Consider the following 24,601-nt stretch of genomic DNA (forward strand, 5'->3'; position numbering starts at 1 on the left):
TCAGGAGCGGGCCTTCGTCCACTCGGGGCTGTCGAGGAAGTGGTTGTCGAACCGCTCCTGCGACTCCAGCAGCTCGTCCAGCGTCGCCTCGCCCTTGCCGAGGCGGCCGAGCAGCCGGAAGTAGTCGAACCGCTCCACCCCCGGCGTGATGACGATCAGCAGGTCGGCGGTGCTGCCGGGCTTGGCGGCGAACGCGTGCGCCAGCCCCGGCGGCACCACGACGAGGTCGCCCTCGCCGGCCTCCAGGACCTGCTCGCCCGACAGGATCTGCGCGGTGCCGCCCAGCATGTAGAACAGCTCGGTCGACCCGGCGTGGTAGTGCGGCGTCGCCCCGTTCCCGCCGGGCGCCAGCGTCACCCGCTGGGTGCTGAGCGCCCCGCCGGTGCTGCTGGAATCGGCGAGCAGCCGCACCGCCGCCGGGACGTCCCCGATCGTCTCGGCCTCGTTCCCGCGCACCACCACCGCGCCCGGCTCCATCCGCGTCATCGCGCCACCTCCGGAGCCAGCCTAGCCCGGGACGATCATGCGGCCCAGACGGTCTTGGCGTTGCAGAACGCGTGCATGCCCTGCGCGGACAGCTCGCGCCCGTACCCGGACCGCTTGACGCCGCCGAACGGCAGCTCCGGATACGAGGTGGTCATGCCGTTGATGAAGACCTGCCCCGCGTCCAGCTCGCGGACGAACCGCTCCCGCTCGCCCGGGTCCCGCGTCCAGGCGTTGGACCCGAGGCCGAAACCGGTGGCGTTGGCCAGCTCGATCGCCTCGTCCGGGCCGTCCACCCGGAACAGCGACGCCACCGGCCCGAAGACCTCCTCGTGGAACATCCGCATGTCGCGCGTCACCCCGCCGATCACGGTCGGCGGGTAGTACCAGCCGGGACGGTCCGGGCGCTCGCCGCCGCACAGCACGGCCGCGCCCTTGCCCACCGCGTCCGCCACCAGCTCCTCGACGTCGGCGCGGCCCTGCTCGCTGACCAGCGGGCCGACGTCGGTCGCCTCGTCCATCGGGTCGCCCACCCTCAGCGCGCGCATGTTCTCCACGAACAGCCGCTCGAACTCGTCCGCGCATCCGTGGTCGACGATGAACCGCTTGGCGGAGATGCAGCTCTGCCCGTTGTTCAGGCAGCGGGAGGTCGCCGCGGTCTTCGCGGCGGCCCCGATGTCGGCCGACGGCATGACGACGAAGGGGTCGCTGCCGCCGAGCTCCAGCACCGTCGGCTTGATCTCGTCGCCCGCGATGGCGGCGACGGACCGTCCGGCGGGCTCGCTGCCGGTCAGCGTGGCGGCCTTCACGCGCGGGTCGCGCAGCACCCGCTCGACCTTCGACGAGCCGATCAGCAGCGTCTGGAACGCGCCTTCGGGGAACCCGGCGCGGCGGAACAGGTCCTCCAGGAACAGCGCGGTCTGCGGCACGTTCGACGAGTGCTTCAGCAGGCCCACGTTGCCCGCCATCAGCCCCGGGGCGGCGAAGCGGATCACCTGCCACAGCGGGAAGTTCCACGGCATCACGGCCAGCACCGGCCCGAGCGGCTGGTAACGGACGTAGGCGTCCCGCGCCCCCACCGCCTCGGAGTCGGCGGGACGGTCGGCGAGGAACTCCGCCGCGTGCGCGGCGTAGTAGCGGCAGGCCTTGGCGCACTTCTGCGCCTCCGCGATCGCGGCTTTGAGGGTCTTGCCCATCTCGGTGGTGAGCATCGCGCCGATCTGCTCCGCCTCGGCGTCCAGGATGCCGGCGGCCGCGTTCATCCACTCCGCGCGGAGCCCGAGGCCGGTCGTGCGGTACTCGGCGAACGTTTCGGCGGCCCGTCCGATGCGCCGGTCGATCTCCTCGTCGGCCAGCTCGTCGAAGGTCTTCTCCACTTCCCCCGTGGCGGGATTGGTGGTGGCGATCGTGGTCATGTCCGGAAGCTCCCTGGGTCTCCGCCTGAGTTCCCCCGGGACGTGCCCGAGCCGCCCCCCGGGAAACACGCCCGCGGACCGGCCGACCGCCCCGCAGCGCCGGTGGGGCCGGGGCTGCGGGCCAACGACCGCCGACCCGGTTCTGACCTGCTTAAACGTGACATGCGTCATACACCTCCCTTGACCGGAACGTTCCAGCGCGCGGATGGCGTTTAACCCGGTTTGGTACTGCCTTTAAAAGGGAGAAGGTTTTGGCGATCCCCGTGATGCTGCGCTCGCTGCGCCATCACAACTACCGGCTGTGGGCCACCGCGGACTTCGTCTCGATCACCGGGACGTGGATGCAGGTCCTGGCGATGAACTGGCTCATCCTGTCCATCACCCACTCGGCCACCAGCGTCGGGCTGGGCCTCGTGCTGCAGGCGCTGCCCACCATGCTGCTCGGCCCGTGGGGCGGTGTGATCGCCGACCGGCTCCCCGCCCGGTACGTGGTGGCGGCCGGCCAGGCCGTGCAGGCAGTGCTGTCCACCGTGCTCGCGCTGATCGCGGCGGGCGACCCGTCCGGCACCGGCGGCCTGTACGCGATCTCGCTGGCGTCCGGCCTGGTCACCGCGATGAGCTCGCCCGCGCTCGGCCGCTTCGGCGCCGAGGTCGTCGGCCCCGACGACCTGTCCAACGGCCTCGCGCTCGGCTCGGTGCTCAGCTCCGGCGGCCGCATCCTCGGCATGAGCCTCGCCGGCGTGATCATCCCGCTGGCCGGGGTGCCCGGCGCGTTCGCCGCCAACGCGGTGAGCTTCCTCGGCGTCCTGCTGGCCATCGCGCTGATGCGCCCCAAGGAGCTGCACGTCCTGCCGCCCGCGAAGCCGGGGGAGCGGGGCATCGCCGCCGGGTTCCGCTACGTGCTCGGCAACCCGCGGCTGCTGGTCATGTTCGGCCTCGCCTTCGCCCTCGGCAGCCTCGGCCGCAACTACCAGGTGACGATGGCGGCGATGAGCCAGGGGCCGCTGCACGGCGGCGCCGGCGGCTACGGCGCGCTGTCGGTGCTCTTCGCCGTCGGGACCGTCGTCGGCGGCGTGTACGCCGCGTCCCGCGCCCGGCTCCCGCTCCGGCTGCTGCTGATCACGGCGACGATCTGCTCCGTCGGCCAGCTGCTCAGCGGCGGCGCGCCGAACCTGGCGCTGTTCGGCGCCGCGATGCTGCCGATCGCCGCCGGCGCCGTCGTCCTGGACACCACCGTCGCCACCCGCGTCCAGCTGGACAGCCCCGGCCACCTGCGCGGCCGCGTCATCGCCGCGCAGGGCATGGTCGGCGCCGCGTCCGGCGCGGTCGGCGGCCCCGCGCTCGGCGTGCTCTGCGACACCGTCGGCCCCCGCGCCGCGCTCGTGCTGGCCGGCACCGTCTGCCTGGCCGCCGCGCTCGCCGCCGCCTACGCCCTGGCCCGCCTCCGCCGCACCCGCACCGCCCCGGCCCTGACCACCGACCCGCTCACCGCCCTGACCCCGGCCGAAGCCTGACCCGCCCCCCGCCGGGCGCCCTCACCCCGCCCCCGCCAACCGGACGCGCAGGCCCGCGGCGACGCGGAGCACGGACTCCCATTCGCCCGGCGAGGCGTCCGCCGGACGGTGCGCGGTGAAGTGCGGGTTCAGCTCGACCGTCCGCTCTCCGGCGACCTCGTGGACGAGGTCCAGCATGCGCGGCACCGGGTCATCGCCGCGCCGCGAGCCGACCGCCCTCGCGGGCGGCCCGTGGCGCCCAGGGGGTTTCGTTCAGTCGGTGGCGGGGCGCAGGAGGGCTTCCTGGGCGATCGAGGCGACCAGCGTGCCGTCGGCCGTGTGGAGCGTTCCGCGGGCGAGGCCCCGCGCGCCGTGGTTGGTGACCGGATCCACCGAGTAGAGCAGCCACTGGTCCACGCGCGGCGGGCGGTGGAACCACATCGCGTGGTCCAGGGTGACGGCGGTCACGAGGCGCCTGGGGGAGCCGGGCGCGCGGGCGCTGCTCACCACGCCCATGTCCGACAGGTAGGCCAGCAGGCACGCGTGCAGGGCCGGATCGTCGCCGATCGGCCGGGTGGCGCGGATCCAGAACGGGTGCGGCATGGGGAACTCGCCCTCGCCGGGTGGGTCCACCACCCGGATCTCGAACCCGGTGGGGTGCCGGAAGAACGCCGGCAGCGTCGGCTCCGGCAGGCTCTCCGGGGACGGCGTCGCCGGCGGGCCCGGCGGCTGCCAGTCGAAGCCGTCCTCCGGCTCGTGGAACGAGGCGATCAGCTCCAGGATCGGCTTGCCGCCCTGCGCCGCGGTGACGTGCCGGGTGGAGAACGAGCGGCCGTCACGGGTGCGCGCGACGTCGAACCGCAGCGGCTCCTCCGGCGTGCCCGGCCGGATGAAGTAGGCGTGCAGCGAATGCGGGGGACGCCCGCCGGCGGTGCGGCAGGCCGCGAGCAGCGCCTGCCCGGCGACCTGCCCGCCGAACAGCCGCGGCCGCCCCACCGAGGGGGAGTCCGCGAGGAAGGCGTCGTCGCCGAGCGCCGTCAGTTCCAGCAGCCGCGCGATGTCCCAGGGGGCCTCGCCCATGAACCCTCCAGAGCCGGTCCGGGAGCCGCCGCCGCGGACGGCTCGTCCGCGCCGACCCTATCCGCGCACTGGGAGGAACCAGTCATCCGGGTGTGAACACTCCCCGGTCGGGGAGAGCGTTGCGAGCGCCGCGCGCCGCCGACCTATGATCGCCGTGGGGGACGGCGCGGCGCCCCGGGGGCCGACGGCGCCCGGCCGGCCCCGCCGAGGAGATGAGAGAGGCAATGGCTGATATCACCGAGGCGCCGGAATGGACGGCGCTGGCCGAGCACCAGGCGGAGCTGGCCGGCCGGCATCTGCGCGAGCTGTTCGCCGAGGATCCGGGGCGCGTCGAGCGCATGACCGTGACCGCCGCGGACCTCTGCCTGGACTACTCCAAGCACCGCGTGACCGGCGAGACGCTGCGGCTGCTGGTGGCGCTGGCGGAGCGGGCGGGGCTGCGCGACCGGATCGCCGCGATGTTCTCGGGGGAGCACATCAACGTCAGCGAGGACCGTGCCGTCCTGCACACCGCGCTGCGGCTGCCGCCGGGAGAGGCGCTGGCGGTGGACGGCCAGGACGTCGCCGCCGACGTGCACGCCGTCCTGGACAAGATGTCGCGGTTCGCCGAGCGCGTCCGGTCCGGGGAGTGGACGGGCTTCACCGGCAAGCGGATCACCACCGTCGTCAACATCGGCATCGGCGGGTCCGACCTCGGGCCCGCGATGGCGTACGAGGCGCTGCACGACTACGTGGACGCCGGGATCTCGTGCCGGTTCGTCTCCAACATCGATCCGGCCGACATCGTCGGCAAGCTCGCCGGGCTGGATCCCGAGCAGACACTGTTCGTCATCAGCTCCAAGACGTTCGGCACGCTCGAGACGCTCACCAACGCCAAGGTCGCGCGGCAGTGGCTGGTCGACGGCCTCGGCGACGACAAGGCCGTCTCGCGGCACTTCGTCGCGGTGTCGACCAACGCCGAGCGGGTTGCGGACTTCGGCATCGACACCGAGAACATGTTCGGGTTCTGGGACTGGGTCGGCGGCCGCTACTCCTTCGACGGCGCGATCGGGCTGTCGCTGATGGTCGCGATCGGCGGCGAGGCGTTCCGCGAGATGCTGGCCGGTTTCCGGGAGGTCGACGAGCACTTCCGCACCGCGCCGTTCGAGGCGAACATGCCGGTGCTGATGGGCCTGCTCGGCGTCTGGTACACCGACTTCTTCGGCGCGCAGACCCGCGCCGTGCTGCCCTACAGCCAGCGGCTGTCGCGCTTCCCCGCCTACCTGCAGCAGCTGACGATGGAGTCCAACGGCAAGTCGGTGCGGGCCGACGGGGCGCCGGTCGTGGCGCAGACCGGCGAGATCTTCTGGGGCGAGCCCGGCACCAACGGCCAGCACGCCTTCTACCAGCTGCTGCACCAGGGCACCCGGTTGGTCCCGGCCGACTTCATCGGGTTCGCCGAGCCATTCGAGGACCGGGCCGGCATGCACGACCTGCTCACCGCGAACCTGCTCGCGCAGACCTCCGCGCTGGCGTTCGGTAAGACCGCCGACGAGATCGCCGCCGAGGGGACCCCGGCCGCGGTCGTGCCGCACAAGGTGATGCCGGGCAACCGGCCGACCAGCACGATCCTGGTGCCGAAGCTGACCCCGAAGACGCTCGGCGAGCTGGTCGCCCTCTACGAGCACATCGTGTTCGTCGAGGGGACGATCTGGGGCATCGACTCCTTCGACCAGTGGGGCGTGGAGCTCGGCAAGGTCATGGCGCAGGACCTCGCGCCCGCGCTGACCTCGGAGGAGCCGCCCTCGGACGCGCCGGACGCGTCCACGGCCGCGCTCGTCCGCCGGTACCGCGAGCTGCGCGGACGCCGGGTCTGACCCGCCGAACGCAGCGGGCCCGCCGGCGCGGCCGGCGGGCCCGTTGCGTGATGCGGCCGGTCAGACCCAGCCCTGCTCCTCCAGGATCGCCCGGTACTCGGCGTAGGAGATGAACCCGTCGAGGTTGGCGTCGGCCCTCTCGAACCGGTCCTGCGTCTCGGCGCGCGTCCACGACAGCCCGAGGTGCTCCAGGACGAGCGTGAACTCCATCAGGTCGAGCCGCTCGTCGTTGCCGAGGTCCGCCCGCGTGAACACGGAGAGAAGATCGTCCTCGGTCGGCCTGGTGGTCATCTCACTCCTCAACTGGTCCGATACGCCCCGCATCATAGACGCCGGTCACTCGCCGCCGGTCAGCTCGGGGACGCGGTGCCGGTAGCGGGCGATGAGCGCGGTGTTCGCCTCGTCGCCGCCCGGCACGTTCGCGCTCGTCCACCGGGGCGGCTCGACGCCGCGCGCGGCGGCGAGGTCGTCCAGGTCGGCGAGGATCCGCGACCAGGCGTAGGCGGCCAGGATCGTGGAGACCGCGGCGGTCCGCGGCGCGTCCGGCGGGTGCAGGACGTCGCCGGGCGGCACCCGGGTGTCGACCACGATGGCGGCGTGGTCGGCGAGCGTCGTCGCGGCCCGGGCGGCGGCGCCGCTCGCGGCGCGCGCCGAGGTCACGGCGACCACCGGGACGTCGCGGCCCGCGCACTCCTCGGCGATCTCCACCGGGTACGGGTTGCTGCCGCTGGTGGAGAACACCACCGCGACGTCCGGCGGGGCGGGCGCGGCCTCCTTGACGACGGCGCGGCCGACGCCGGTGCGCCGCTCGGCGCGGGTGCTGCGCACGGCGTCGTCCAGCGGGAGCACGTCCGGCGCCCAGATCGGGCGGACCGCGGCGAGCCCGCCGGCCCGGTAGAACGTCTCGCACACCATCACCAGCGAGTGCCCGGCCCCGGCGACGTGCACGATCCCGCCCGCCTGGACCGCGTCGAGCAGCAGCGCGGCCGCCGCGCCGATCGCCTCCCCGGACGCGGCGTCGAGATCGTCGAGCAGGGCCCGCACCCGGCCGGGGAGCCGCTGCCCGGCGGCGTCACGCATCGGGCACGGCCTCCTTCAGGGCGCCGGCCAGATCCTCCCGGCCGGGCGCGGCGCGCAGCCGGTCGGCCAGCCCGCCGGACAGCGACCGGGCCAGCGCGGCGAGCGTGCCGACGTGCGCGTCCGGGTCGGGGGTGCAGAACGCCAGCAGCAGGTCGACCGGGTCGTTGTCGGGATGCCCGAACTCCACCGGCGCGGCCAGCCGGGTCACGCCGACGCCGACGGCCAGGCCGCCGTCCTCGGGACGGGCGTGGACGAGCGCCAGGCCCTTGGTGAGCACGATGTACGGGCCGTTCTCCTCGACCACCCGCTCGCACGCGGCCGGATAGCCCTCGCCCGCGGCGCCCGCGGCGACCAGGGCGGAGGCGGCCTCGCGGACGGCCTCGCGCCAGTCCCGCGCGGCGACGTCGTCGTTCGCGGCGATGACCGTCACGGCAGCCACCCCTGCTCGGTCAGCCGCTCCTTCAGCTGCGCGGCCAGGCCGTCCTTGTCGAGGAAGTCGCTGATGGTGATGACGACGGGCGCGAGGTCGGCGACCTCCCCGGTGTGCATGCCCTGCCCGATCACCACGTCCGGGGACATGCCCCGCGCGGACGACACGTCGGTGTTCTCCACCCGGGCGTCCACGCCGAGCGAGCTCAGCGCGTCCTCGGCGGTCATCTTCAGCATCAGGCTGGAGCCCATCCCGACCCCGCATACCGCGAGGACCTCCAGCCGCCTGTCCAGTGCCATGTCGGTTCCCTCCGTTGTGAGTCGTTCAGGCCTGCGCGGTCGCCGTGCCGGCGGCCGCGGGCTCGTCCTCGGCGACGGCGCGGCGCCGTTCGGCGCGGCCGAGCAGGACCAGGGTGGCCACGGTCGCGGCGAGCGCGACGATCGGCACCAGCCAGACCGAGCCCTTGCCGATGACCGGGTCGGTCGCCTTCAGCAGCCAGCCGATCGCGTACCAGTCCGGGTCGGCGAGGGTGGACAGCTCCGGTGCCGTCCGCTCGTACAGGCCCCAGGTGAAGCCCTGGCCGACCGCGAGGATCAGGCCGGACACCACGCCGCCGAGCAGGGCGCCGCGCCAGCCCGCCACCACGTTGCCGAACAGCCCGGCCGCGCCGCCGACGAAGAACAGCATGATCATGGGCGGGGCGAGGGTGAACCAGCCGGCCGCCGCCGACACCGCCAGGCAGACCAGGAAGACCACCGTGGACGTCACGAACCCGAGCATGACCGCGGTCGGCGCGACGGGGAAGACGGTCGGCGCGTCCAGCGCGGGCCGGGTGCCGGGGATGACCCGGTCGCTGAAGCCCTTGAACGCCGGGACGATCTCGCCGAGGAACATCCGGACCCCGTACAGCAGGATCGCGATGCCGCCCGCGAACCGCAGCCCGACCAGCAGCCCCCACACCCATGGGGACAGCTTGGCGTCCATCTCGGCGGCGGCCTTGGCCACCACGCCGTCGTCGGCGAACGCGACCCCGACCAGCATGATCACCGAGATGATCAGCGCGGTGCTGATGTTGACGTCCTTGAAGAACGACAGCTGCCGGGGCAGCGTCAGCTTCTCGGTGTCGTGCTTCTCGCGGCTGCCGAGCGGCCGGGCCGCGTACCCGGTGATGAGGCAGGCCAGCGAGCTGGTGTGCGCGTACCCGAACCGGTCGTCCGGCATGACGCGGCGCATCAGCGGCCGCATCCACAGCGGCTGCAGCGTCCAGTAGGCCGCGACGAAACCGGCCCCGCACAGCACCAGCGTGAGCTGGTCCGCGCCCGGCGCGATCGTCACCAGCGACGCGACGGTGACCGTGCTGACCCAGAACATCAGGTGGCCCGTCAGGTAGAGGTAGCGCGCGGCCGGGAAGAGCCGCACGATCAGCACGTGCACGAGGAACGCCACCGTGATCACCAGCGCGATCGTCCCGCCCTGCTTGGACAGGAAGTCGGTGAGCGAGTGGTCGGCGTGCGGCGGCGACGTGCCCATCGCGCTGGCCAGCACCGTCTGGAAGCTGGACAGCCCGCCGGAGAACACGTCCACGCCGATGAACAGGACCACGACGCCGATCGTGGCGCGCAGCGCACCGGCGACGACGTCCTCGGCCCGCTTGCGCTGCAGGACGAGCCCGGCGAGCGTGATGAGCCCGATCAGGATCGGGACCTGGCCGAAGACGTTGTTCGCCAGGAACGTGAGGATGTCCTTGATGACGCCCATGGTGAAGTCGCCTCGCTTCTCAAGGGTGGAACGCGCGCTGTGGCGCCCCGACAGCGCTGATGGATGGTCGTGCCCGGGGCGCGTGCCGGACGCGCGCCGGGTGAGCGGTCAGTGGGACGGCGGACGGAGGTCGAGCTCGAGCCGGTACCGGTCGCCCCGGTAGAGGGACCGGACGTACTCCAGCGGCCGCCCGTCCTCGTCCCGCGTCACCCGCTCGAACAGGAACGCCGGCGTGTGCACCGGGACGCCCAGGTCGGCGGCCTCCTCCGGGGTGGTGACGGTCGGCTCGATCGTCTCGGTGCCCGAGGCGATCACGATGCCGGCGCCGCGCAGCAGGTCGTAGAACGACCGGCTCTCCAGGACGTCCCTGCGCAGGCCGGGCATGAGCGCCCGGGGCAGGAACAGCGTCTCGATCGCCATCGTGGCGCCGTCCGCCAGCCGCAGCCGCCGAATGGTAAAGACCTCTTCGGTCGGCGGAAGGGCGAGCCGCCTGCCGATCCGCGCCCCCGCGGTCTCCGTGCGGAACGACAGCACGCGGCCCCCCGGCTTCATGCCCCGGCGGATCATGTCCTCGGTGAACGAGGTCATGGTCAGCGGCACCGCGAGCCGCGGTTCGGCCACGTAGGTGCCGCTTCCGTGCCGCCGTTCGAGCAGCCCCTCGGCGACGAGGCCGTCCACGGCCTGCCGTAACGTGGGCCGGGAGACGCCGAGGTCCTCGACCAGCCGGCGCTCGGACGGCAGCGCGTCACCGGGCTCCAGATCCCCGAGCATGGCGAGTAGCTCGCGGCGGACCGCCTGCCGCTTCGTGTTCCCGCTACGGCTCTCACCGCCAGACCGCACGCCTTCATCCTCCAATGCCGCCGATCCCGTCGCGGCACACGCTACGTCCCGTCATGCCGACTGGTCAATACCACTTTGTCGATGTTTGCCGTGGCGGTCGGCGTGCTCGCGGCCCGCGGTCACCGAAGATCGTCCTGAAACCGGCCGAGCGCCGCGCCCGGATGGCGCGGCGGGGGAGGCGGCACCATGCACCGGCTCGTTCACGCAGGCGCGGCGTTCACGATCCCGCTCGTCCTGTCCGCGACGGCGGGCGCGGCGGCGGCCGAGGCGAGCGGCGGCCCGCCGGGGGACCGGCCCGGCTGGCGGCTCGTCGCGGTGGAGCCGTTCGACCGGCGCCTGGACGACGCGCGGGTGCCGTGGCGGCCTGACGACGACGGCCCCGGCAGCCCGTACGACGTCGACATGTACGACAACGACGGCGCGTACTTCGCCACGGTGGGCGGCCCGGCGTTCCGGACGCAGCTCGCCAAGGTCCGTACCTACCGCAAGGCTTTCGCGTTCGGCCGCGGCGGCTGGCTCACGGCCGAACTCGCCGCACGCGACGGCGACGGCGATGGAAGGCCAGACCGACCGCCGACCCTAACGTCGCGGCACGGCGCCGCTGACCTCGTCGAGCCCGACTACCGCGGCGGCGTCGTCATCCGCTCGACGCGGGACCTGCCCGCCGAGTACCGCATCGAGATGACGCTGCGCGGCCTGGACTTCGGCGGCGAGCGCAATGGATCGTGGGACCATCCCGACGGCCGCATCAACGGCTATGAGCCGGGCGGCTGCAAGACCGTCTTCCCGTGGGCCTCGGGCGGCGACTTCTCCAGACCCGAATGCGCATGGGCCGACGCGCGCACCGACTCCAACGGCTTCTACTACATGTCGATCATGGATTACCGGCGGGTCGCGCCGCACGACAACATCTTCGTCCACGGCCACCGCAAGGTCGCCATGGACGGCTACAACAGGTACAAGTACACGGGCTCAGGGCTGAAGTACTGCAACCCCGCCACGAGGCAGTACGAGCCGTACTCCACCGGGTCGGGAAACGGCGTGAACGCCATTTTCATGACCGACGACCGCCGTTACCCGGCCATGCCCGGCACCGAATACCTGATGCAGAGCGAATGCGGTCTCGCCAAGGGCGGCGCGATCGTCTCGACGGTCGACCTGCGGCCAGAAGTGCTGCCCGAGAACCCGTACACCTTCGCGATAGAGCGCCGCGACGGCGCGTACACGATAGAAATGTCGGGCGACTTCGCGCACGTCGGCCGGGCGACGTTCCGGTACACCCGTAAGTTCGTCCAGGACGGCGAGCCGATCTGGCACTACAACCAGAGATCCGACGCCTACGACGGCCGCTACAACGCCGACTGGACATGGAAGGGACCCGGCGGCACCCTCGTCGACCACGACACCTGGCCCGCCGGCTCCGCCTACCCGGACCGGTTCATGATCGGCGACCCGCACATGAACTTCTACGAGGGCAGGGCGCGGGTCGACGACATCCGCCTGTACACACCGGGCGTCCGGCATTCCGGGTGTGTTCGGGCATTTCTTCGGCGTTCACCCTGCGGCCGAACGCCGCTCCTACCGTGGCGGACATCGCCTCGGAAGGAGAGACTCCGATGCCACGTCCCCGCAGGCTCCTCGCCGTCGTCGCCGCCGCCGGACTCACCGGCCTGGTGATCGGATACTGGGTCCCCGGTCCCGAGGGCGCGGCCGCGTCCCTCGCGTCGGCCCGGGCCGATCGCCGCCGGGCGACCCGGGTCAGCAGGGCTTCAGTGAACTGATCTTGTAGCCGAACTCGCTCGTGTTGCCCTTGGACCCCGCCAGCGGCTCCCGCGCGGCGGCGCGCTTGTCGCCCTTGTAGTGGGCGTGCTCGTAAAGGCACCAGCGGCGTCCCGTGCGGTTCCAGGCCGACAGCACGTGGTCGTTGAGCCCTCCCTCCAACTCGCTCAGATCCCGCGCCTTGTGCGCGAAGGACAGGCGGGCTCCGCCGCCGTTCTGGTCGTGCCATATGCACATGCGGCCGCGCGGGCAGGCGTCGTAGCCCGCGATCGCCGTCGCCGACACCGCGGGCATCGACGATCCCGCCATGACCGCGGACATCATGAGGACCAGCCCGGTCCGAGTCCCGACGCGCACGCTCTACCGCCTCACTGTCACCGGCCGGTGACTCCAGGAACTGATTCGAACACGAACAGTAATCGGAGCTGGATGTCGTTGCCCAGTGCCGAGGCCGCGAGTGAGGCAGGTGTGGCCGGGGCGTGACGGCGGCGGCCCCCGCAGGTCGGTGATCATTCGCCCGTTGTTCGGCTGCGCGCCCCGTCGACGCAAACCGCGGTCCCTAAGTTCCTGCGGCGGCGTCGAAGTGGGGAAGTGGCATGCGCAGAGACAGGGCGGTCCGGGCCCGCGGCATCACCAAGTCGTTCGGCGCGGTCGTCGCGCTCGACGGCGTCGACCTGGAGGTCGAGAGGGGGCGGGTGCACGGCCTGGTCGGTCCGAACGGCGCGGGGAAGACGACGCTGCTCGGCCTGCTGCTGGGCCTGGCCGTCGCGGACGGCGGCCGCCTGGAGATCCTGGGGGCGCCGGTCGGGAGGACGCTCGCCGTCCCCGATGGCGTCGCGGGCTTCGTGGACGGGCCCGGGCTCTACCCCTCGCTCACCGCGCGGCAGAACCTCGCCGCCCTCGCCGCGCTGCGCGCGCACGGCTCCGCCGCCGGCGTCGGCGAGGCGCTGGAGCAGGTGGGGCTCACCGACGTCGCGGACGACCGGGTCCGCGGCTTCTCGCTGGGGATGCGCCAGCGGCTCGGGCTGGCCGCCGCGCTGCTCACCGAGCCGCGGCTCCTCGTCATCGACGAGCCGGCCAACGGCCTGGACCCCGCCGGCAAACGGCACGTGCACCGCGTCATCACCGAACTGGCGGCGGGCGGCGCCGCGGTGGTCATGTCCAGCCATCGGATGGACGACCTCGCCGCGCTGTGCCCCGAGGTCACCATCCTGTCCACCGGACGGGTGGTGTTCTCCGGGCCGGTGAGCAAGCTCGCCGCCGAGAGCGGCGAGCTCGACTACCGGCTGCTGACCTCGGACCCGCCCACCGCCCGCGAGGTGGCCTCCCGAACGCCCGGTCTCCGCACCGCGGACGGCGCCGGTGAGGCGCCGGACACCGGCGCCCTCGTCGTCCGCGGGCCGGTGGAGGCCCTCGACGACCTGGTGGCGCGGTTGGTGAGGGCGGGTGTCGCGGTCCGCGAGCTGGCGCCCGTGGTGCCGCCGTTGGAGGCCGCGTTCCTGGCCCTGACCGGGAGCGGCGCGGAAACCGACCGCACCGGCGAAGGAGACCCCCGATGACCGCGACCGCCGCACCCGCCGAGATCGAGGCCCGTCCGGCCCCGCTGCCGCGCGCCTACCGGTTCGAGCTGGTCAAGCTGCTCTCCCAGTGGCGGATCCGGCTGCTGCTCGCGGCGTGCTGGGTCGCCCCCGCCGCCTTCGTGGCCGCGGTGAGCCTGCAGAGCTCGCTGCCCGCCGACACGGTCTTCGGCCGCTGGATGCACGCGTCCGGCTGGGCGGGATCGCTGGTGGTGCTGGGCTTCTCGTGCACCTGGGCGCTCCCGCTGCTGACGTCCCTGGCCGCCGGCGACGTCTTCGCCGCGGAGGACCGGCTGGGCACCTGGCGGCATCTGCTGGTCGCGGTCCGCTCCCCGCGGCGGATCTTCGTGGCGAAGGCCCTCGCCAGCCTGACCGTGATCCTGGTGATGGTCGCCGGGCTGGCCGCCTCGGGCATCGCCGGCGGCCTCGCCGCGGCCGGTGACGGGCCGTTCGCCGGACTGGACGGCCACCTGCTGTCCTCCGGGGACGCGGCCACCACGGTCCTGCTCGCCTGGGCCTGCGCGCTGGTGCCGACGCTGGCGTTCGCGGCGGTCGGGCTGCTCGGCTCGGTGGCCCTCGGCCGCTCGCCGATGGGGCTGCTGATGCCCGCGCTCCTCGCGCTCGGGTTGCAGCTCGCGCAGATGCTCCCGCTGCCGGTGGCCGTACGGGTGGCCCTGCCGGGCGAGGCGTTCCTCGCCTGGCGCGGCCTGTTCACCGAGCCGGCCCAGACGCGCCCGCTGCTCATCGGCCTCGTGGTGAGCCTGGCCTGGGCCGTCGCCGCCACCGCGCTGGCCTACCGGCTGTTCCTGCGCAGGGACTTCACCGACCTGTCCTACGACGGGTCGGGGCGACGCGTGGTCATGGCGGGGGTGCTGCCGCTGGCCGGGCTCCTCGTCGTCACGGTCGCGGCCGTCTCGTGGACGACCCCGGCGAAGGGGTCGGGCATCGAGCGGGCCAAGCTGCAGGACTCCCTCGCCACGTCGTTCGCGCACCTGTACCGGCTGCAGACCCGCGAGCTCCACCGGCCCGCCGTCACCGAGGCGCAGCTGCGGGCCGCCGCGTCCTGCGACAAGGGCGGCGGCCGCGTCGCCGACGCGGGGCCGGGCAACGACTGGCGGTGCGTCGTGACGTGGCACCTGCCGGGCGTGACCTCCGCCGGCACCGCCATCTACCAGCTCGACGTCACCGCGGACGGGCGGTACGTCGCCGACGGCGACGGGCCGAAGGAGGTGAACGGCTACTTCCAGGTGCGCACCTCCAGCGGGGATGCGCCCAACCCCCTGTGGCAGTTCGACGGCAACGTCGACCTGCTCGCCAGCCCCGCCAGTGCTCAGAAGGGTTAGTCCATGCACGTCACACGTCGGCGCCGGAGCGCCGCGGAGACCCGCTCAGGGGTCTTCCGCCGGCTCACCGGCCGCCGGGTCCGGGTCGTCGCGGCCGGAACCGCCGCTCTCGCCGTCACCGGCGGGGGCGTCGCGTTCGCCTCGACGCACGCGTTCGGCACCCACCAGGTCGGCGACACCACCGGCCTGGGGACGCTCCTGGCCAGCGACCAGTTCGACAAGCCGCTGGGCGACCGGCTGCTCGTCGACAACGGCAAGCTGCTCTCCTCCACCGTCAGCCCGGACGGCCGCCACCTCGCGGCCCTGACCACCGACCGGTCGATCGCCCTGACGATCGTCGACCTGAAGAGCTACAAGATCCTCCAGCAGGCCGGCACCTCCGCGGCCGCGGACCTGAAGATCTCCAACAACAACGTCGGGCAGGAGGGGCCGACGTACTCCCCGGACGGCAAGACCCTCTGGATGCCGCAGATCAACGGCTTCAACCGCTTCCCGGTCAACGCCGACGGCACCGTCGGCGCCCCGACGTTCGTCACGATCCCGAACGACGGCGCCAAGCACCCGCTGCCCGCGCAGGCGGTGTTCTCCGCCGACGGCGCCACCCTGTACGCCGCCGTCAACGGCCAGAACCGCGTCGTCGCCATGGACCCGGCCACCGGGACGATCAAGCGGAGCTGGAGCGTTGGGAACGCTCCACGCGACCTGGCCCTGGCCGGCGGCAGGCTCTACGTCAGCAACGAGGGCGGGCGTCCCGCGAAGGACGGGGACCAGACGCTCAACTCCTACGGCACGCAGGTGCCCGCCGACCCGAAGACGGGGGCCGCCACCACCGGCACGGTGAGCGTCATCGACCCGGCCGACGCGGGCGCCGCGGTCGAATCCATCGACGTGGGCCTGCACCCGACCGCGCTGCACGCCGCGAACGGGGTGCTGTTCGTCGCCAACACCGGCAGCGACACCGTCTCCGTCGTCGACACCTCGAAGAACGCCGTCGTCCAGACCATCACGACCCAGCCGTGGCCGGGGGCCAAGGTCGGCTACGAGCCCGACGGCATCACCCTCACCGGCGACGGCCGCCTGCTGGTCACCCTCGGCCGCGCCAACGCGATCGCCGTCTACCGGTACAGGAGCACCAGGGAGCCGGTCGGCTACGTCGGCCTGCTGCCGACGGACTACTTCCCCGAGAACGTCACGACCGTCGGCGGGCAGGTGGTCGTCACCAACCTGCGCGGCATCGGCGAGCGCGGCCCCACCCGCACCATCGACAAGGGCGCCGGCACGTCGCCGGCGACCGGCCACAACACCCACGACTCGACCGGCTCGCTCCTGCGGTTCACGCTGCCGGACGACCGCCTCGTCCGGGCCTACACGCTGCGGGTCTTCCAGCAGAACGGCTGGGACGCCGCCTCGCTCGCCGGGCTGCGCACCGGTGGCAGGGCGCGGCCCGTGCCGGTCCCGGTCCGCCTCGGCGACCCCTCGACCATCAAGCACGTCTTCCTGCTGGTCAAGGAGAACCGCTCCTACGACCAGGTGTTCGGCGACGACGAGCGCGGCAACGGCGACCCGGCACTCGCGCAGTTCGGCGAGAACGCGACACCGAACCAGCACGCCCTGGCCAGGCAGTTCGGGCTCTACGACAACACCTACGACGTCGGCACCAACTCCGCCGAGGGCCACAACTGGCTGATGCAGTCCGACAACCCGGAGTACACCGAGTCGGGCGCGGGCCTGTACACGCGCAGCTACGACACCGAGGACGACGCGCTCGGCCACCAGCGCTCCGGCACGCTCTGGAGCGGCGTGCAGGCGGCGGGCGGCAGCGTCAAGAACTACGGCGAGTTCCTCCAGTTCGAGACGAAGCCGGCCGGCGCGACGTGGCAGCAGTTCTACTGCGACGCCAGGAACATGGCGGCCACCGGCCAGAACACGACCATCAAGACCGACTCGTCCTCGCCGATCCCGTCGCTGAACGACGTCACGGCGCACGACTACCCGAAGTTCGACACCGACATCCCGGACATCTACCGGTACGAGATCTGGAAGCGCCACTTCGACGCCGAGGGCCCGGCCTCCCTCAACATGTTCTGGCTCTCCAGCGACCACACCGGCGGCGCGCCGAACCCGATCGCCCAGGTCGCCGACAACGACCTCGCGGTCGGCCGGATCGTCGACCACATCTCGCACAGCAGGTACTGGAAGGACAGCGCCATCTTCGTCATCGAGGACGACACCCAGGACGGTGTCGACCACGTCGACGGGGCGCGCGGACCGGTGCAGGTCATCAGCCCCTACGCCAACCACGGCAAGGTCGACAGCCAGTACTACTCGCAGATCACGGTGATCCGCACCATCGAGCAGATCCTCGGGGTCCGGCCGATGAACCAGAAGGACAGCGCCGCCACCCCGATGTCCACGGCGTTCACCGGGCGCCCCGACTACACGCCGTTCACCGCGGTGCAGAACCGTGTCCCGCTGACCTACGGGGTCAAGACCCCGCCGGCCTGCGGCGACGACCCCGTCCCGACGACCAGGGCGTCGCTCGCCCCGGCCCAGTCGCCGACGCCGCCGGTGCCGGCGGGGGAGAAGGGCGTCGCGAAGCTGTGGGACGCGTGGAACGCGCAGCAGCACCAGAACGTCCAGAACCCGCAACCCGACCGCGCCAACCCCGACCAGATGGACCACTACACCTGGTACCTGACCCACGGCTTCACCAGGCCGTACCCGGGTGAGAAGAAGATCCTCACGCCGGCCGAGGTGCCCGGTCGCTACCTGCCGTCGCCGGACGCCGACGGCTGATCCGGGCAGGCGCGGCACAGGCGGCCCGCCGGGAAACCGGCGGGCCGCCTCGCGTCCCGGCGCGTCAGGCGGTGGCGGCGCCCGAACGGAACTCCTGCGGGCTCATCCCGTACTCCCGCTTGAACGCGGTGCTGAGCGCGAAGGCGGTGCCGTAGCCGACCTGTCGCGCGACGGCGTCGAGCGTGGCGTCGCTCTCCCGCAGCAGGTCGGCGGCCTGCGCCAGCCGGGCGCCGGTCAGGTACGCCATCGGCGGCTCGCCGACCAGCCGGCCGAAGCGCTGCGCGAGCGCGGCCCGGGAGGCGCCGACCTTGGCGGCCAGGTCCGCGACCGTCCACGGATGCGCCAGGTCGTCGTGCAGCAGCCGCAGCGCCGGGCCGACGACCGGGTCGCCGTGCGCCCGGTACCAGCCGGGCTGCTCGGCCTCCGGCCGGGAGAACCAGGCGCGCAGCGTCTGGATGAGGAGCAGGTCCAGCAGCCGGTCGAGCACGACCTCCTGGCCCGGCTCGTCCTTGACGATCTCCTCGTCGAGCAGCCCGACCAGCGGTGACCGCCAGGTGTCGCCGCGCACGACCGCCAGCGGCGGCAGCGCGGCCAGCAGCCGCTGCGTGACCGCGCCGCGCGTCTCGTAGGTGCCGACGAGCATCACCGCCCGGCCGTCCGGGTCCGTGCCCCAGGCGCGCACGCCGAGGTCCATCGCCTCCGACAGGCTCGTCCCGTCCGGGGTGGTGCAGAGCTGGCCCGGGTGGATGACGATCTGCGGCTCGGTCGCCGGGTCGTCCGCCACCACGTACGGGTCGGGGCCGCGGCAGATGACCAGGTCGCCGGTGCGCACGTGCAGGGGCGCGCCTTCGCCGGGCGTGATCCACGCCTCGTCGCGGACCATCGCCACCAGCGTCAGCGGCGCCTCGTCCTGGATCCGCACCGACCACGGCGGGTTCAGCATCGAGCGGATCATGAACGCTCCGCGTGCGCGGGGGCCGTCGAGGAGGTCGGTCAGGGCGTCCATGCCGATCAGCGTAAGGCGTGTGGACGCTCGCGTATGGGGGCGAGCTTCTCAACGATGTCGGACGGGCGCGCCCGGCGGTTGACTCAAGGGCATGACGAACAGCACCGCGAACACCCCGCGGACCATCAGGGAGAACGGCCTCGTCCTCGTCCTCGGCGGCACCGGCAAGACCGGCCGGCGGGTCGTCGAGCGGCTGGAGGCCCTGGACGTTCCCGTGCGGATGGGCTCCCGCGCGGCCGACCCGGGCTTCGACTGGACCGACGGGACGACCTGGGCGCCCGTCCTGCGCGACGTCGAGGCGGTGTACCTGTCCTACTACCCCGACCTCGCCGCCCCCGGCGCACCGGAGGCGATCCGCGCCTTCACCGACGCGGCGGCGTCCGCCGGAGTCCGGCGGGTGGTGCTGCTGTCGGGCCGCGGCGAGGAGGAGGCGCGGGCCTGCGAGCGGGTCGTCCGGGAGTCGGGCCTGGAATGGACCATCGTGCGGGCAGCCTGGTTCGCGCAGAACTTCAGTGAGGACTACCTCCTCGACCCGGTCCGCGCGGGCGAGGTCGTGCTGCCGGCCGGCGACGTGCCCGAGCCGTTCGCCGACGCCGACGACATCGCGGACGTGGCGGTCGCGGCCCTCACCCGCGACGGGCACGCCGGCGAGGTCTACGAGGTCACCGGGCCGCGCGCGCTCACCTTCGCCGAGGCGGTCGCCGAGATCGGCCGCGCGGCGGGACGCGACGTCGCCTACGTCCGGGTCGGCGCGGACGACTACGCGGCGGCGCTCAAGGAGCACGACCTGCCGGACGAGGTCGTGGGCCTGCTGACCTACCTGTTCACCACCGTCCTGGACGGCCGCAACGCCGAGCCCGCCGACGGCGTCCGCCGCGCCCTCGGGCGCGAGGCCCGCGACTTCGCCGCCTACGCCCGCGAGACCGCCGCGACCGGCATCTGGAACGCCTGACCCGCACCCTCTACCGATCGGACGAACTGATGAAATTCTCCTTCGCGGCCGCTTCGGCCACCCTTTCCATCATCATGGCCGCCGGCATGGCCGGGACGTTCTTCGGGTTCTCCACCGGCGTGATGCCGGGCCTGAACGGCTCGAAGCCGGCCTCGGCGATCGACGCCATGCAGACCATCAACCAGCGCATCCAGAACCCGCTGTTCGTCGGGATGTTCATGCTGCTGCCGGTGTTCGCGGTGGCGGCGGGCGTCCTGCTCATGACGATGGACCAGAAGGCCGCGGGCGTCCTGTTCCTCGCCGCGGCCGGCGTGTACGTCCTCGGCGCCCTGTTCCCCAGCTTCGCGGTGAACATCCCGATGAACAACGACCTGGACGGCGTGCACATCCCCAGGCACGCGGCCGATGCGGCGAAGATCTGGTCGGACTACTCCGGCCGCTGGACCGCCTGGAACACCGTCCGCGCCGTGTTCAGCTGGGTCAGCCTCCTCGCCATGGGCGCCGGCGCCTACGTGTGGGGCAAGAACAGCTGATCCGGTGCGGAAGGCACGGCGGAACACCCGCCGGCACCGCGGCCCGCGCTCGCCACCGAGCGCGGGCCGCGTCCGCTTTGCGCTTACGATCACTGGATGAGCGGTGTGTACGCGATCAGCGACCTGCACGTCGGGTTCCCCGAGAACCGCGCCTTCGTGGAGGCGCTGAAGCCGGCGGCGCCGGGCGACTGGCTGATCGTGGCGGGGGACGTCGCCGAGCGGTTCGCCGACGTCGAGTGGGCGCTGCGCGCGCTGGCCGCGCGGTGGGAACGCGTGCTCTGGGTCCCCGGCAACCACGAGCTGTGGACGGTCAAGGACGACCCGGTGGCGCTGCGCGGCGAGGCCCGCTACCGGCGCCTGGTCGACCTGTGCCGCGGCCTCGGCGTCCTGACGCCCGAGGACGCCTACCCGGTCTGGGACGGCGCGGACGGCCCGGTCACGGTCGCCCCGCTGTTCCTGCTGTACGACTACACGTTCCGGCCGGACGGCGCCCGCACCAAGGAGGAGGCGCTGGAGATCGCGCACGAGGCCGGGGTCGTCTGCACCGACGAGATCTACCTGCACCCGGACCCGCATCCCACCCGGGACGCCTGGTGCGAGGCCCGGCTCTCCTACACCGAGGAACGCCTCGCGGCCCTGCCCCCCGGCACCCGGACCGTCCTGGTCAACCACTGGCCGCTCGTCCGCGAACCCACGCGCGTCCTGTGGTACCCGGAGTTCGCGCAGTGGTGCGGCACCGAGCGCACCGCCGGCTGGCACGCCCGGTTCGGGGCCGTCGCCGTCGTATACGGGCACCTGCACATCCCCCGGACGATCTGGACCGACGGCGTGCCCCACATCGAGGTGTCGGTCGGCTACCCGCGCGAATGGCGCAAGCACGGCGGCGCACCCAAGGGCCCGCGCCGCGTCCTTCCGGTCCCGGCCCGGGACTGAGCCCTCAGCCGGACCCGCCCGGCGCGGCCTCCGCCGTGCCGTGCGCGATGCCCGACGCGGCGAGCGCCAGCAGGCGGTCGGCGGCGCCCGGCTCCCGCTCGGCGGCCATCGCGATGCCGCCCGCGAGCTTCAGCACGTCCAGGAACGCCGCCCCGGCGGGCGCCGCGCCGGACTCCTGGGCGCGGGCGAACAGCGCCTCGCCCGCGTCCCGCATCGCCCGGCACGACCGGAACGCCCCCGGACGCTCGCCGCTCAGCGAGACCAGGACGGACGGGGCCGTCCCCCGGAACCGGGACACGGCGGCCACGAACTCGCCCAGCCACGCGATGAGCGCGCGGTCGGGGTCGGGCGCCTCCAGCAGCTCCCGGCCCCGGTCCGCGAGCGCGTCGTAGGCGTCGGCGAGCAGCGCCTCCAGGAGGTCCTGGCGGGTGGGGAAGTGGCGGTAGAGGGTCCCGACGCCGACGCCCGCGAGCCGGGCGACCCCTTCGAGCGAAGCGCCCGCGCCGTCGCGCAGGAACATCTCGCGCGCGGCGGCGAGCAGCCGGGCGCGGTTGCGCCGGACGTCCGCGCGCGGCGCGCGGGTGCGCGGCGTGTCGTCGCTGGTCACCTGGTTCCCCGGTCCTTCCCTGACGCATGCGGAGCCGCGGCGGGGAGGGGGCGGTCCGCGGTGTTGGAACGTTCCCCGAAGTCTAGTGGCAGCACGTGGCGACGGCTCCGGGCAGGCGTCCGCGTCAGGAGGGGGGCGGCCGGGGCCCGCCGCGGGAGACGCTCCGCGACGGGCCCGGTGGACGGGATCACGGCGATCCGGGGCCCGTCAGGACGCGCCGGGCGCCAGCGGCAGGTAGACCCGCCCGCCGGCGGCCCGGAACTCGCCGGCCTTCTCCCGCATCCCGGCGGCGAGCGCCTCCTCCTCGGCGAGCCCGCGCTCGCCGGCGTACCGGCGGACGTCCCGGGTGATCTTCATCGAGCAGAAGTGCGGCCCGCACATCGAGCAGAAGTGCGCGGTCTTCGCGGGCGCGGCCGGGAGCGTCGCGTCGTGGAACTCCCGCGCGGTGTCCGGGTCGAGCGACAGGTCGAACTGGTCCTCCCAGCGGAAGTCGAACCGCGCGTCCGACAGCGCGTCGTCCCACGCCTGCGCGCCCGGATGCCCCTTGGCCAGGTCGGCGGCGTGCGCGGCGATCTTGTAGGCGATCACACCGGCCTTGACGTCGTCGCGGTCGGGCAGCCCGAGGTGCTCCTTCGGCGTGACGTAGCAGAGCATCGCGGTGCCGTGCCAGCCGATCATCGCGGCGCCGATCGCCGAGGTGATGTGGTCGTAGCCGGGCGCGATGTCGGTGGTCAGCGGCCCGAGCGTGTAGAACGGCGCGCCGTCGCACCACTCCTGCTGCAGGTCCACGTTCTCCTTGATCTTGTGCATCGGGACGTGGCCCGGGCCCTCGTTCATCACCTGGTTGTCGAACCCGGCCGCGATCCTCGTGAGCTCGCCCTGCGTCCGCAGCTCCGCGAACTGCGCCTCGTCGTTGGCGTCGGCGATGCAGCCCGGGCGCAGCCCGTCGCCGAGCGACCAGGTGACGTCGTAGGCCGCGAAGATCTCGCACAGCTCGCGGAAGTGCGTGTAGAGGAAGTTCTCCTCGTGGTGCGCCAGGCACCACGCCGCCATGATCGACCCGCCGCGCGAGACGATGCCGGTCTTGCGCCGCGCCGTCAGCGGCACGTAGGGCAGCAGCACGCCCGCGTGCACGGTCATGTAGTCGACGCCCTGCTCGGCCTGCTCGATCACGGTGTCGCGGAAGACCTCCCAGGTCAGCTCGGCCGGGTCGCCGCCGGCCTTCTCCACCGCCTGGTACAGCGGGACGGTCCCGACGGGCACCGGCGAGTTGCGCAGGATCCACTCGCGGGTGGTGTGGATGTCCCGGCCGGTCGACAGGTCCATGATCGTGTCGGCGCCCCAGCGGGTCGCCCACGTCATCTTCTCGACCTCGTCCTCGATCGAGGACGCCACCGCGGAGTTGCCGATGTTGGCGTTCACCTTCACCAGGAAGTTCCGGCCGATGATCATCGGCTCGATCTCCGGGTGGTTGACGTTCGCGGGCAGCACCGCCCGCCCCGCCGCGAGCTCGTCGCGGACGAACTCCGGCGCCACGCCCTCCCGCAGCGCGACGAACTCCATCTCGGCGGTGATCTCCCCGCGCCGCGCGTACGCGCGCTGGGTCACCGCGCCGCCGCTCGCCCGGCGCGGCCGGCGGGGGAGCAGCCCGTCGGACACGGGCGCGGAGCGGCGCCCGTCGTCCTCGGGGCGCGCCGGCCGGCCCTCGTACGGCTCGGTGTCGCCGCGTTCGGCGATCCACGCCTCCCGCAGCGCGGGCAGGCCCCTGCGGACGTCGGTCTCGTGCTCGGGGTCGGTGTACGGCCCGGACGTGTCGTACAGGACGACGACGTCGCCGTTGGTCAGCGGCACCTCCCGCATGGGGACGCGCATCCCGGGCCGGGAGCCCTGGAGGTAGGTCTTGCGGGCAGCTGGAACCACGGATTCGGTCATGACGACTCGATCTCTCCCTACGCCGGCATTACCCGGTCAGGTTCATGCGGTCAGCGGCCGTCCCAGCCGCTATCTCAGCCCGGTTCGCCGGGCCCCCGCGATCTGTCGTGCCCGACGCTAACCCGGCGCACCCCCGTTGCCGCAACCGCGGCCGATGGGTTAGAACGCGCCCGCGCGGACGGCCTCCGGCTGGGATGATCGGGGCATGCGCAACCTCCAGGGGGACTTCGCCCTCACGCCGGTCGGGCACGTGTCGTCGGAGCTGACGGACCGGGCCGACGCGCCCAAACAGGGGACGGAGGGCGCGCCCGACGCGTGGCTGGTCTTCGAGCCGTCCTGCTCCGCCGCGCTGGAGGGGCTGCGCGCCGGCGACCGGGTCATCGTGCTGACCTGGCTGCACCTGGCGCCGCGCGACGTGCTGCGGACCCGGCCGCGCGACGACCCGGCCAACCCGGAGACCGGCGTGTTCGCCACCCGCTCCCCGGCCCGCCCGAACCCGATCGGCCTGCACCCGGTGGAGATCCTCCAGGTCGTCGGGCGGCGGCTGCGCGTGCGCGGGCTGGAGGCGCTCGACGGCACCCCGGTGCTCGACGTCAAGCCCGTGATCGGTGCCGTTCCGGAGCTTTGACCTGCCCGTGCGCGGCCGCGGTCCGGGCCACGGCCTAGAGTGGGAACGCATGATCACGATGCCGTGACCGCCGTGTGAGG

At 73.1% G+C, this 24,601-nt stretch carries 24 protein-coding genes and 1 riboswitch; of the genes, 10 read left to right on the top strand and 14 right to left on the bottom strand.

Annotation, left to right across the window (positions count from 1 at the left end):
* Both ACA514_RS09455 and ACA514_RS09460 read right to left on the bottom strand, forming a co-directional pair.
* A complete protein-coding gene (locus ACA514_RS09455) occupies window positions 1–486 on the bottom strand; it encodes a cupin domain-containing protein (RefSeq protein WP_375040648.1) in 486 nt (161 codons plus the stop codon).
* 35 nt (window positions 487–521) lie between these two features.
* Window positions 522–1,898: an NADP-dependent succinic semialdehyde dehydrogenase gene (locus tag ACA514_RS09460; protein ID WP_375040649.1), complete on the bottom strand. Its 1,377-nt coding sequence runs from the start codon at window positions 1,896–1,898 to the stop codon at window positions 522–524.
* Between the two features lie 251 nt (window positions 1,899–2,149).
* Here ACA514_RS09460 and ACA514_RS09465 point away from each other — a divergent pair, with 251 nt between their 5' ends.
* On the top strand, window positions 2,150–3,412 hold the full coding sequence (locus ACA514_RS09465) for an MFS transporter (RefSeq protein WP_375040650.1): 1,263 nt from the start codon (window positions 2,150–2,152) through the stop codon (window positions 3,410–3,412).
* A gap of 21 nt (window positions 3,413–3,433) precedes the next feature.
* On the opposite strand, the gene ACA514_RS09470 is transcribed toward ACA514_RS09465, so the two are convergent.
* The gene (locus ACA514_RS09470) at window positions 3,434–3,589 is read right to left on the bottom strand and encodes a hypothetical protein (RefSeq protein ID WP_375040651.1); all 156 of its coding nucleotides are present in this window, start codon (window positions 3,587–3,589) and stop codon (window positions 3,434–3,436) included.
* Between the two features lie 75 nt (window positions 3,590–3,664).
* Complete coding sequence (locus tag ACA514_RS09475; protein ID WP_375040652.1) at window positions 3,665–4,471, bottom strand: acyl-CoA thioesterase; 807 nt, start codon at window positions 4,469–4,471, stop codon at window positions 3,665–3,667.
* Window positions 4,472–4,695: 224 nt separating this feature from the next.
* Here ACA514_RS09475 and pgi point away from each other — a divergent pair, with 224 nt between their 5' ends.
* A complete protein-coding gene (gene pgi / locus ACA514_RS09480; RefSeq protein WP_375040653.1) occupies window positions 4,696–6,327 on the top strand; it encodes a glucose-6-phosphate isomerase in 1,632 nt (543 codons plus the stop codon).
* A 60-nt stretch (window positions 6,328–6,387) separates the two neighbouring features.
* Here the strand turns inward: pgi and ACA514_RS09485 are convergent, their stop codons facing one another.
* The 6 genes from ACA514_RS09485 to ACA514_RS09510 all read right to left on the bottom strand — a co-directional run bounded on the left by ACA514_RS09485 (window position 6,388) and on the right by ACA514_RS09510 (window position 10,435).
* Entirely contained in the window at window positions 6,388–6,618 is a 231-nt protein-coding gene (locus tag ACA514_RS09485) for an EF-hand domain-containing protein (RefSeq protein ID WP_375040654.1), read from the bottom strand.
* Window positions 6,619–6,663: 45 nt separating this feature from the next.
* On the bottom strand, window positions 6,664–7,407 hold the full coding sequence (locus ACA514_RS09490) for a sugar isomerase domain-containing protein (RefSeq protein ID WP_375040655.1): 744 nt from the start codon (window positions 7,405–7,407) through the stop codon (window positions 6,664–6,666).
* Window positions 7,400–7,837, bottom strand: coding sequence for a PTS sugar transporter subunit IIA (locus tag ACA514_RS09495; RefSeq protein WP_375040656.1), 438 nt, complete (start codon window positions 7,835–7,837; stop codon window positions 7,400–7,402). Before ACA514_RS09495 ends, ACA514_RS09490 begins: the two co-directional genes overlap by 8 nt.
* A complete protein-coding gene (locus ACA514_RS09500) occupies window positions 7,834–8,136 on the bottom strand; it encodes a PTS sugar transporter subunit IIB (RefSeq protein WP_375040657.1) in 303 nt (100 codons plus the stop codon). Before ACA514_RS09500 ends, ACA514_RS09495 begins: the two co-directional genes overlap by 4 nt.
* Before the next feature lie 25 nt (window positions 8,137–8,161).
* Window positions 8,162–9,595 (bottom strand): PTS ascorbate transporter subunit IIC, encoded by a 1,434-nt coding sequence (locus ACA514_RS09505; protein ID WP_375040658.1) that lies wholly within the window; start codon window positions 9,593–9,595, stop codon window positions 8,162–8,164.
* A gap of 108 nt (window positions 9,596–9,703) precedes the next feature.
* Complete coding sequence (locus ACA514_RS09510; RefSeq protein WP_375040659.1) at window positions 9,704–10,435, bottom strand: GntR family transcriptional regulator; 732 nt, start codon at window positions 10,433–10,435, stop codon at window positions 9,704–9,706.
* A gap of 186 nt (window positions 10,436–10,621) precedes the next feature.
* On the opposite strand from ACA514_RS09510, the gene ACA514_RS09515 reads away from it, so the two are divergent.
* Window positions 10,622–12,112: a hypothetical protein gene (locus ACA514_RS09515; RefSeq protein ID WP_375040660.1), complete on the top strand. Its 1,491-nt coding sequence runs from the start codon at window positions 10,622–10,624 to the stop codon at window positions 12,110–12,112.
* A gap of 81 nt (window positions 12,113–12,193) precedes the next feature.
* Here ACA514_RS09515 and ACA514_RS09520 read toward each other — a convergent pair whose 3' ends face one another.
* Window positions 12,194–12,571: a peptidase inhibitor family I36 protein gene (locus tag ACA514_RS09520; RefSeq protein ID WP_375040661.1), complete on the bottom strand. Its 378-nt coding sequence runs from the start codon at window positions 12,569–12,571 to the stop codon at window positions 12,194–12,196.
* Window positions 12,572–12,810: 239 nt separating this feature from the next.
* Here ACA514_RS09520 and ACA514_RS09525 point away from each other — a divergent pair, with 239 nt between their 5' ends.
* Genes ACA514_RS09525 through ACA514_RS09535 form a run of 3 tightly spaced genes read left to right on the top strand, consistent with a single transcriptional unit; the run spans window position 12,811 to window position 17,930 of the window.
* Entirely contained in the window at window positions 12,811–13,773 is a 963-nt protein-coding gene (locus ACA514_RS09525; RefSeq protein ID WP_375040662.1) for an ABC transporter ATP-binding protein, read from the top strand.
* On the top strand, window positions 13,770–15,134 hold the full coding sequence (locus tag ACA514_RS09530; protein ID WP_375040663.1) for an ABC transporter permease: 1,365 nt from the start codon (window positions 13,770–13,772) through the stop codon (window positions 15,132–15,134). The genes ACA514_RS09525 and ACA514_RS09530 overlap by 4 nt, the downstream gene beginning before the upstream one ends.
* Window positions 15,135–15,137: 3 nt before the next feature.
* The gene (locus tag ACA514_RS09535; protein WP_375040664.1) at window positions 15,138–17,930 is read left to right on the top strand and encodes an alkaline phosphatase family protein; all 2,793 of its coding nucleotides are present in this window, start codon (window positions 15,138–15,140) and stop codon (window positions 17,928–17,930) included.
* 64 nt (window positions 17,931–17,994) lie between these two features.
* On the opposite strand, the gene ACA514_RS09540 is transcribed toward ACA514_RS09535, so the two are convergent.
* On the bottom strand, window positions 17,995–18,936 hold the full coding sequence (locus ACA514_RS09540; RefSeq protein ID WP_375040665.1) for a cupin domain-containing protein: 942 nt from the start codon (window positions 18,934–18,936) through the stop codon (window positions 17,995–17,997).
* Between the two features lie 91 nt (window positions 18,937–19,027).
* Between ACA514_RS09540 and ACA514_RS09545 the strand changes: the two genes are divergently transcribed.
* The 3 genes from ACA514_RS09545 to ACA514_RS09555 all read left to right on the top strand — a co-directional run bounded on the left by ACA514_RS09545 (window position 19,028) and on the right by ACA514_RS09555 (window position 21,354).
* On the top strand, window positions 19,028–19,888 hold the full coding sequence (locus tag ACA514_RS09545) for an NAD(P)H-binding protein (protein WP_375040666.1): 861 nt from the start codon (window positions 19,028–19,030) through the stop codon (window positions 19,886–19,888).
* Window positions 19,889–19,917: 29 nt separating this feature from the next.
* The gene (locus tag ACA514_RS09550; protein ID WP_375040667.1) at window positions 19,918–20,421 is read left to right on the top strand and encodes a DUF1772 domain-containing protein; all 504 of its coding nucleotides are present in this window, start codon (window positions 19,918–19,920) and stop codon (window positions 20,419–20,421) included.
* Window positions 20,422–20,517: 96 nt separating this feature from the next.
* Window positions 20,518–21,354, top strand: coding sequence for a metallophosphoesterase family protein (locus ACA514_RS09555; protein ID WP_375040668.1), 837 nt, complete (start codon window positions 20,518–20,520; stop codon window positions 21,352–21,354).
* Window positions 21,355–21,358: 4 nt separating this feature from the next.
* On the opposite strand, the gene ACA514_RS09560 is transcribed toward ACA514_RS09555, so the two are convergent.
* Window positions 21,359–21,961, bottom strand: coding sequence for a TetR/AcrR family transcriptional regulator (locus tag ACA514_RS09560; protein WP_375040669.1), 603 nt, complete (start codon window positions 21,959–21,961; stop codon window positions 21,359–21,361).
* Between the two features lie 207 nt (window positions 21,962–22,168).
* Complete coding sequence (gene thiC, locus ACA514_RS09565) at window positions 22,169–23,893, bottom strand: phosphomethylpyrimidine synthase ThiC (RefSeq protein WP_375040670.1); 1,725 nt, start codon at window positions 23,891–23,893, stop codon at window positions 22,169–22,171.
* Window positions 23,889–24,002, bottom strand: a riboswitch (TPP riboswitch). (Overlaps the previous gene by 5 nt.)
* 96 nt (window positions 24,003–24,098) lie before the next feature.
* On the opposite strand from thiC, the gene tsaA reads away from it, so the two are divergent.
* Window positions 24,099–24,521: a tRNA (N6-threonylcarbamoyladenosine(37)-N6)-methyltransferase TrmO gene (gene tsaA / locus ACA514_RS09570; RefSeq protein ID WP_375040671.1), complete on the top strand. Its 423-nt coding sequence runs from the start codon at window positions 24,099–24,101 to the stop codon at window positions 24,519–24,521.
* Window positions 24,522–24,601 lie beyond the last annotated feature (80 nt).

This window comes from Actinomadura sp. NTSP31, from assembly GCF_041951385.1.
Classification (GTDB): Bacteria; Actinomycetota; Actinomycetes; order Streptosporangiales; family Streptosporangiaceae; genus Spirillospora; species Spirillospora napierensis.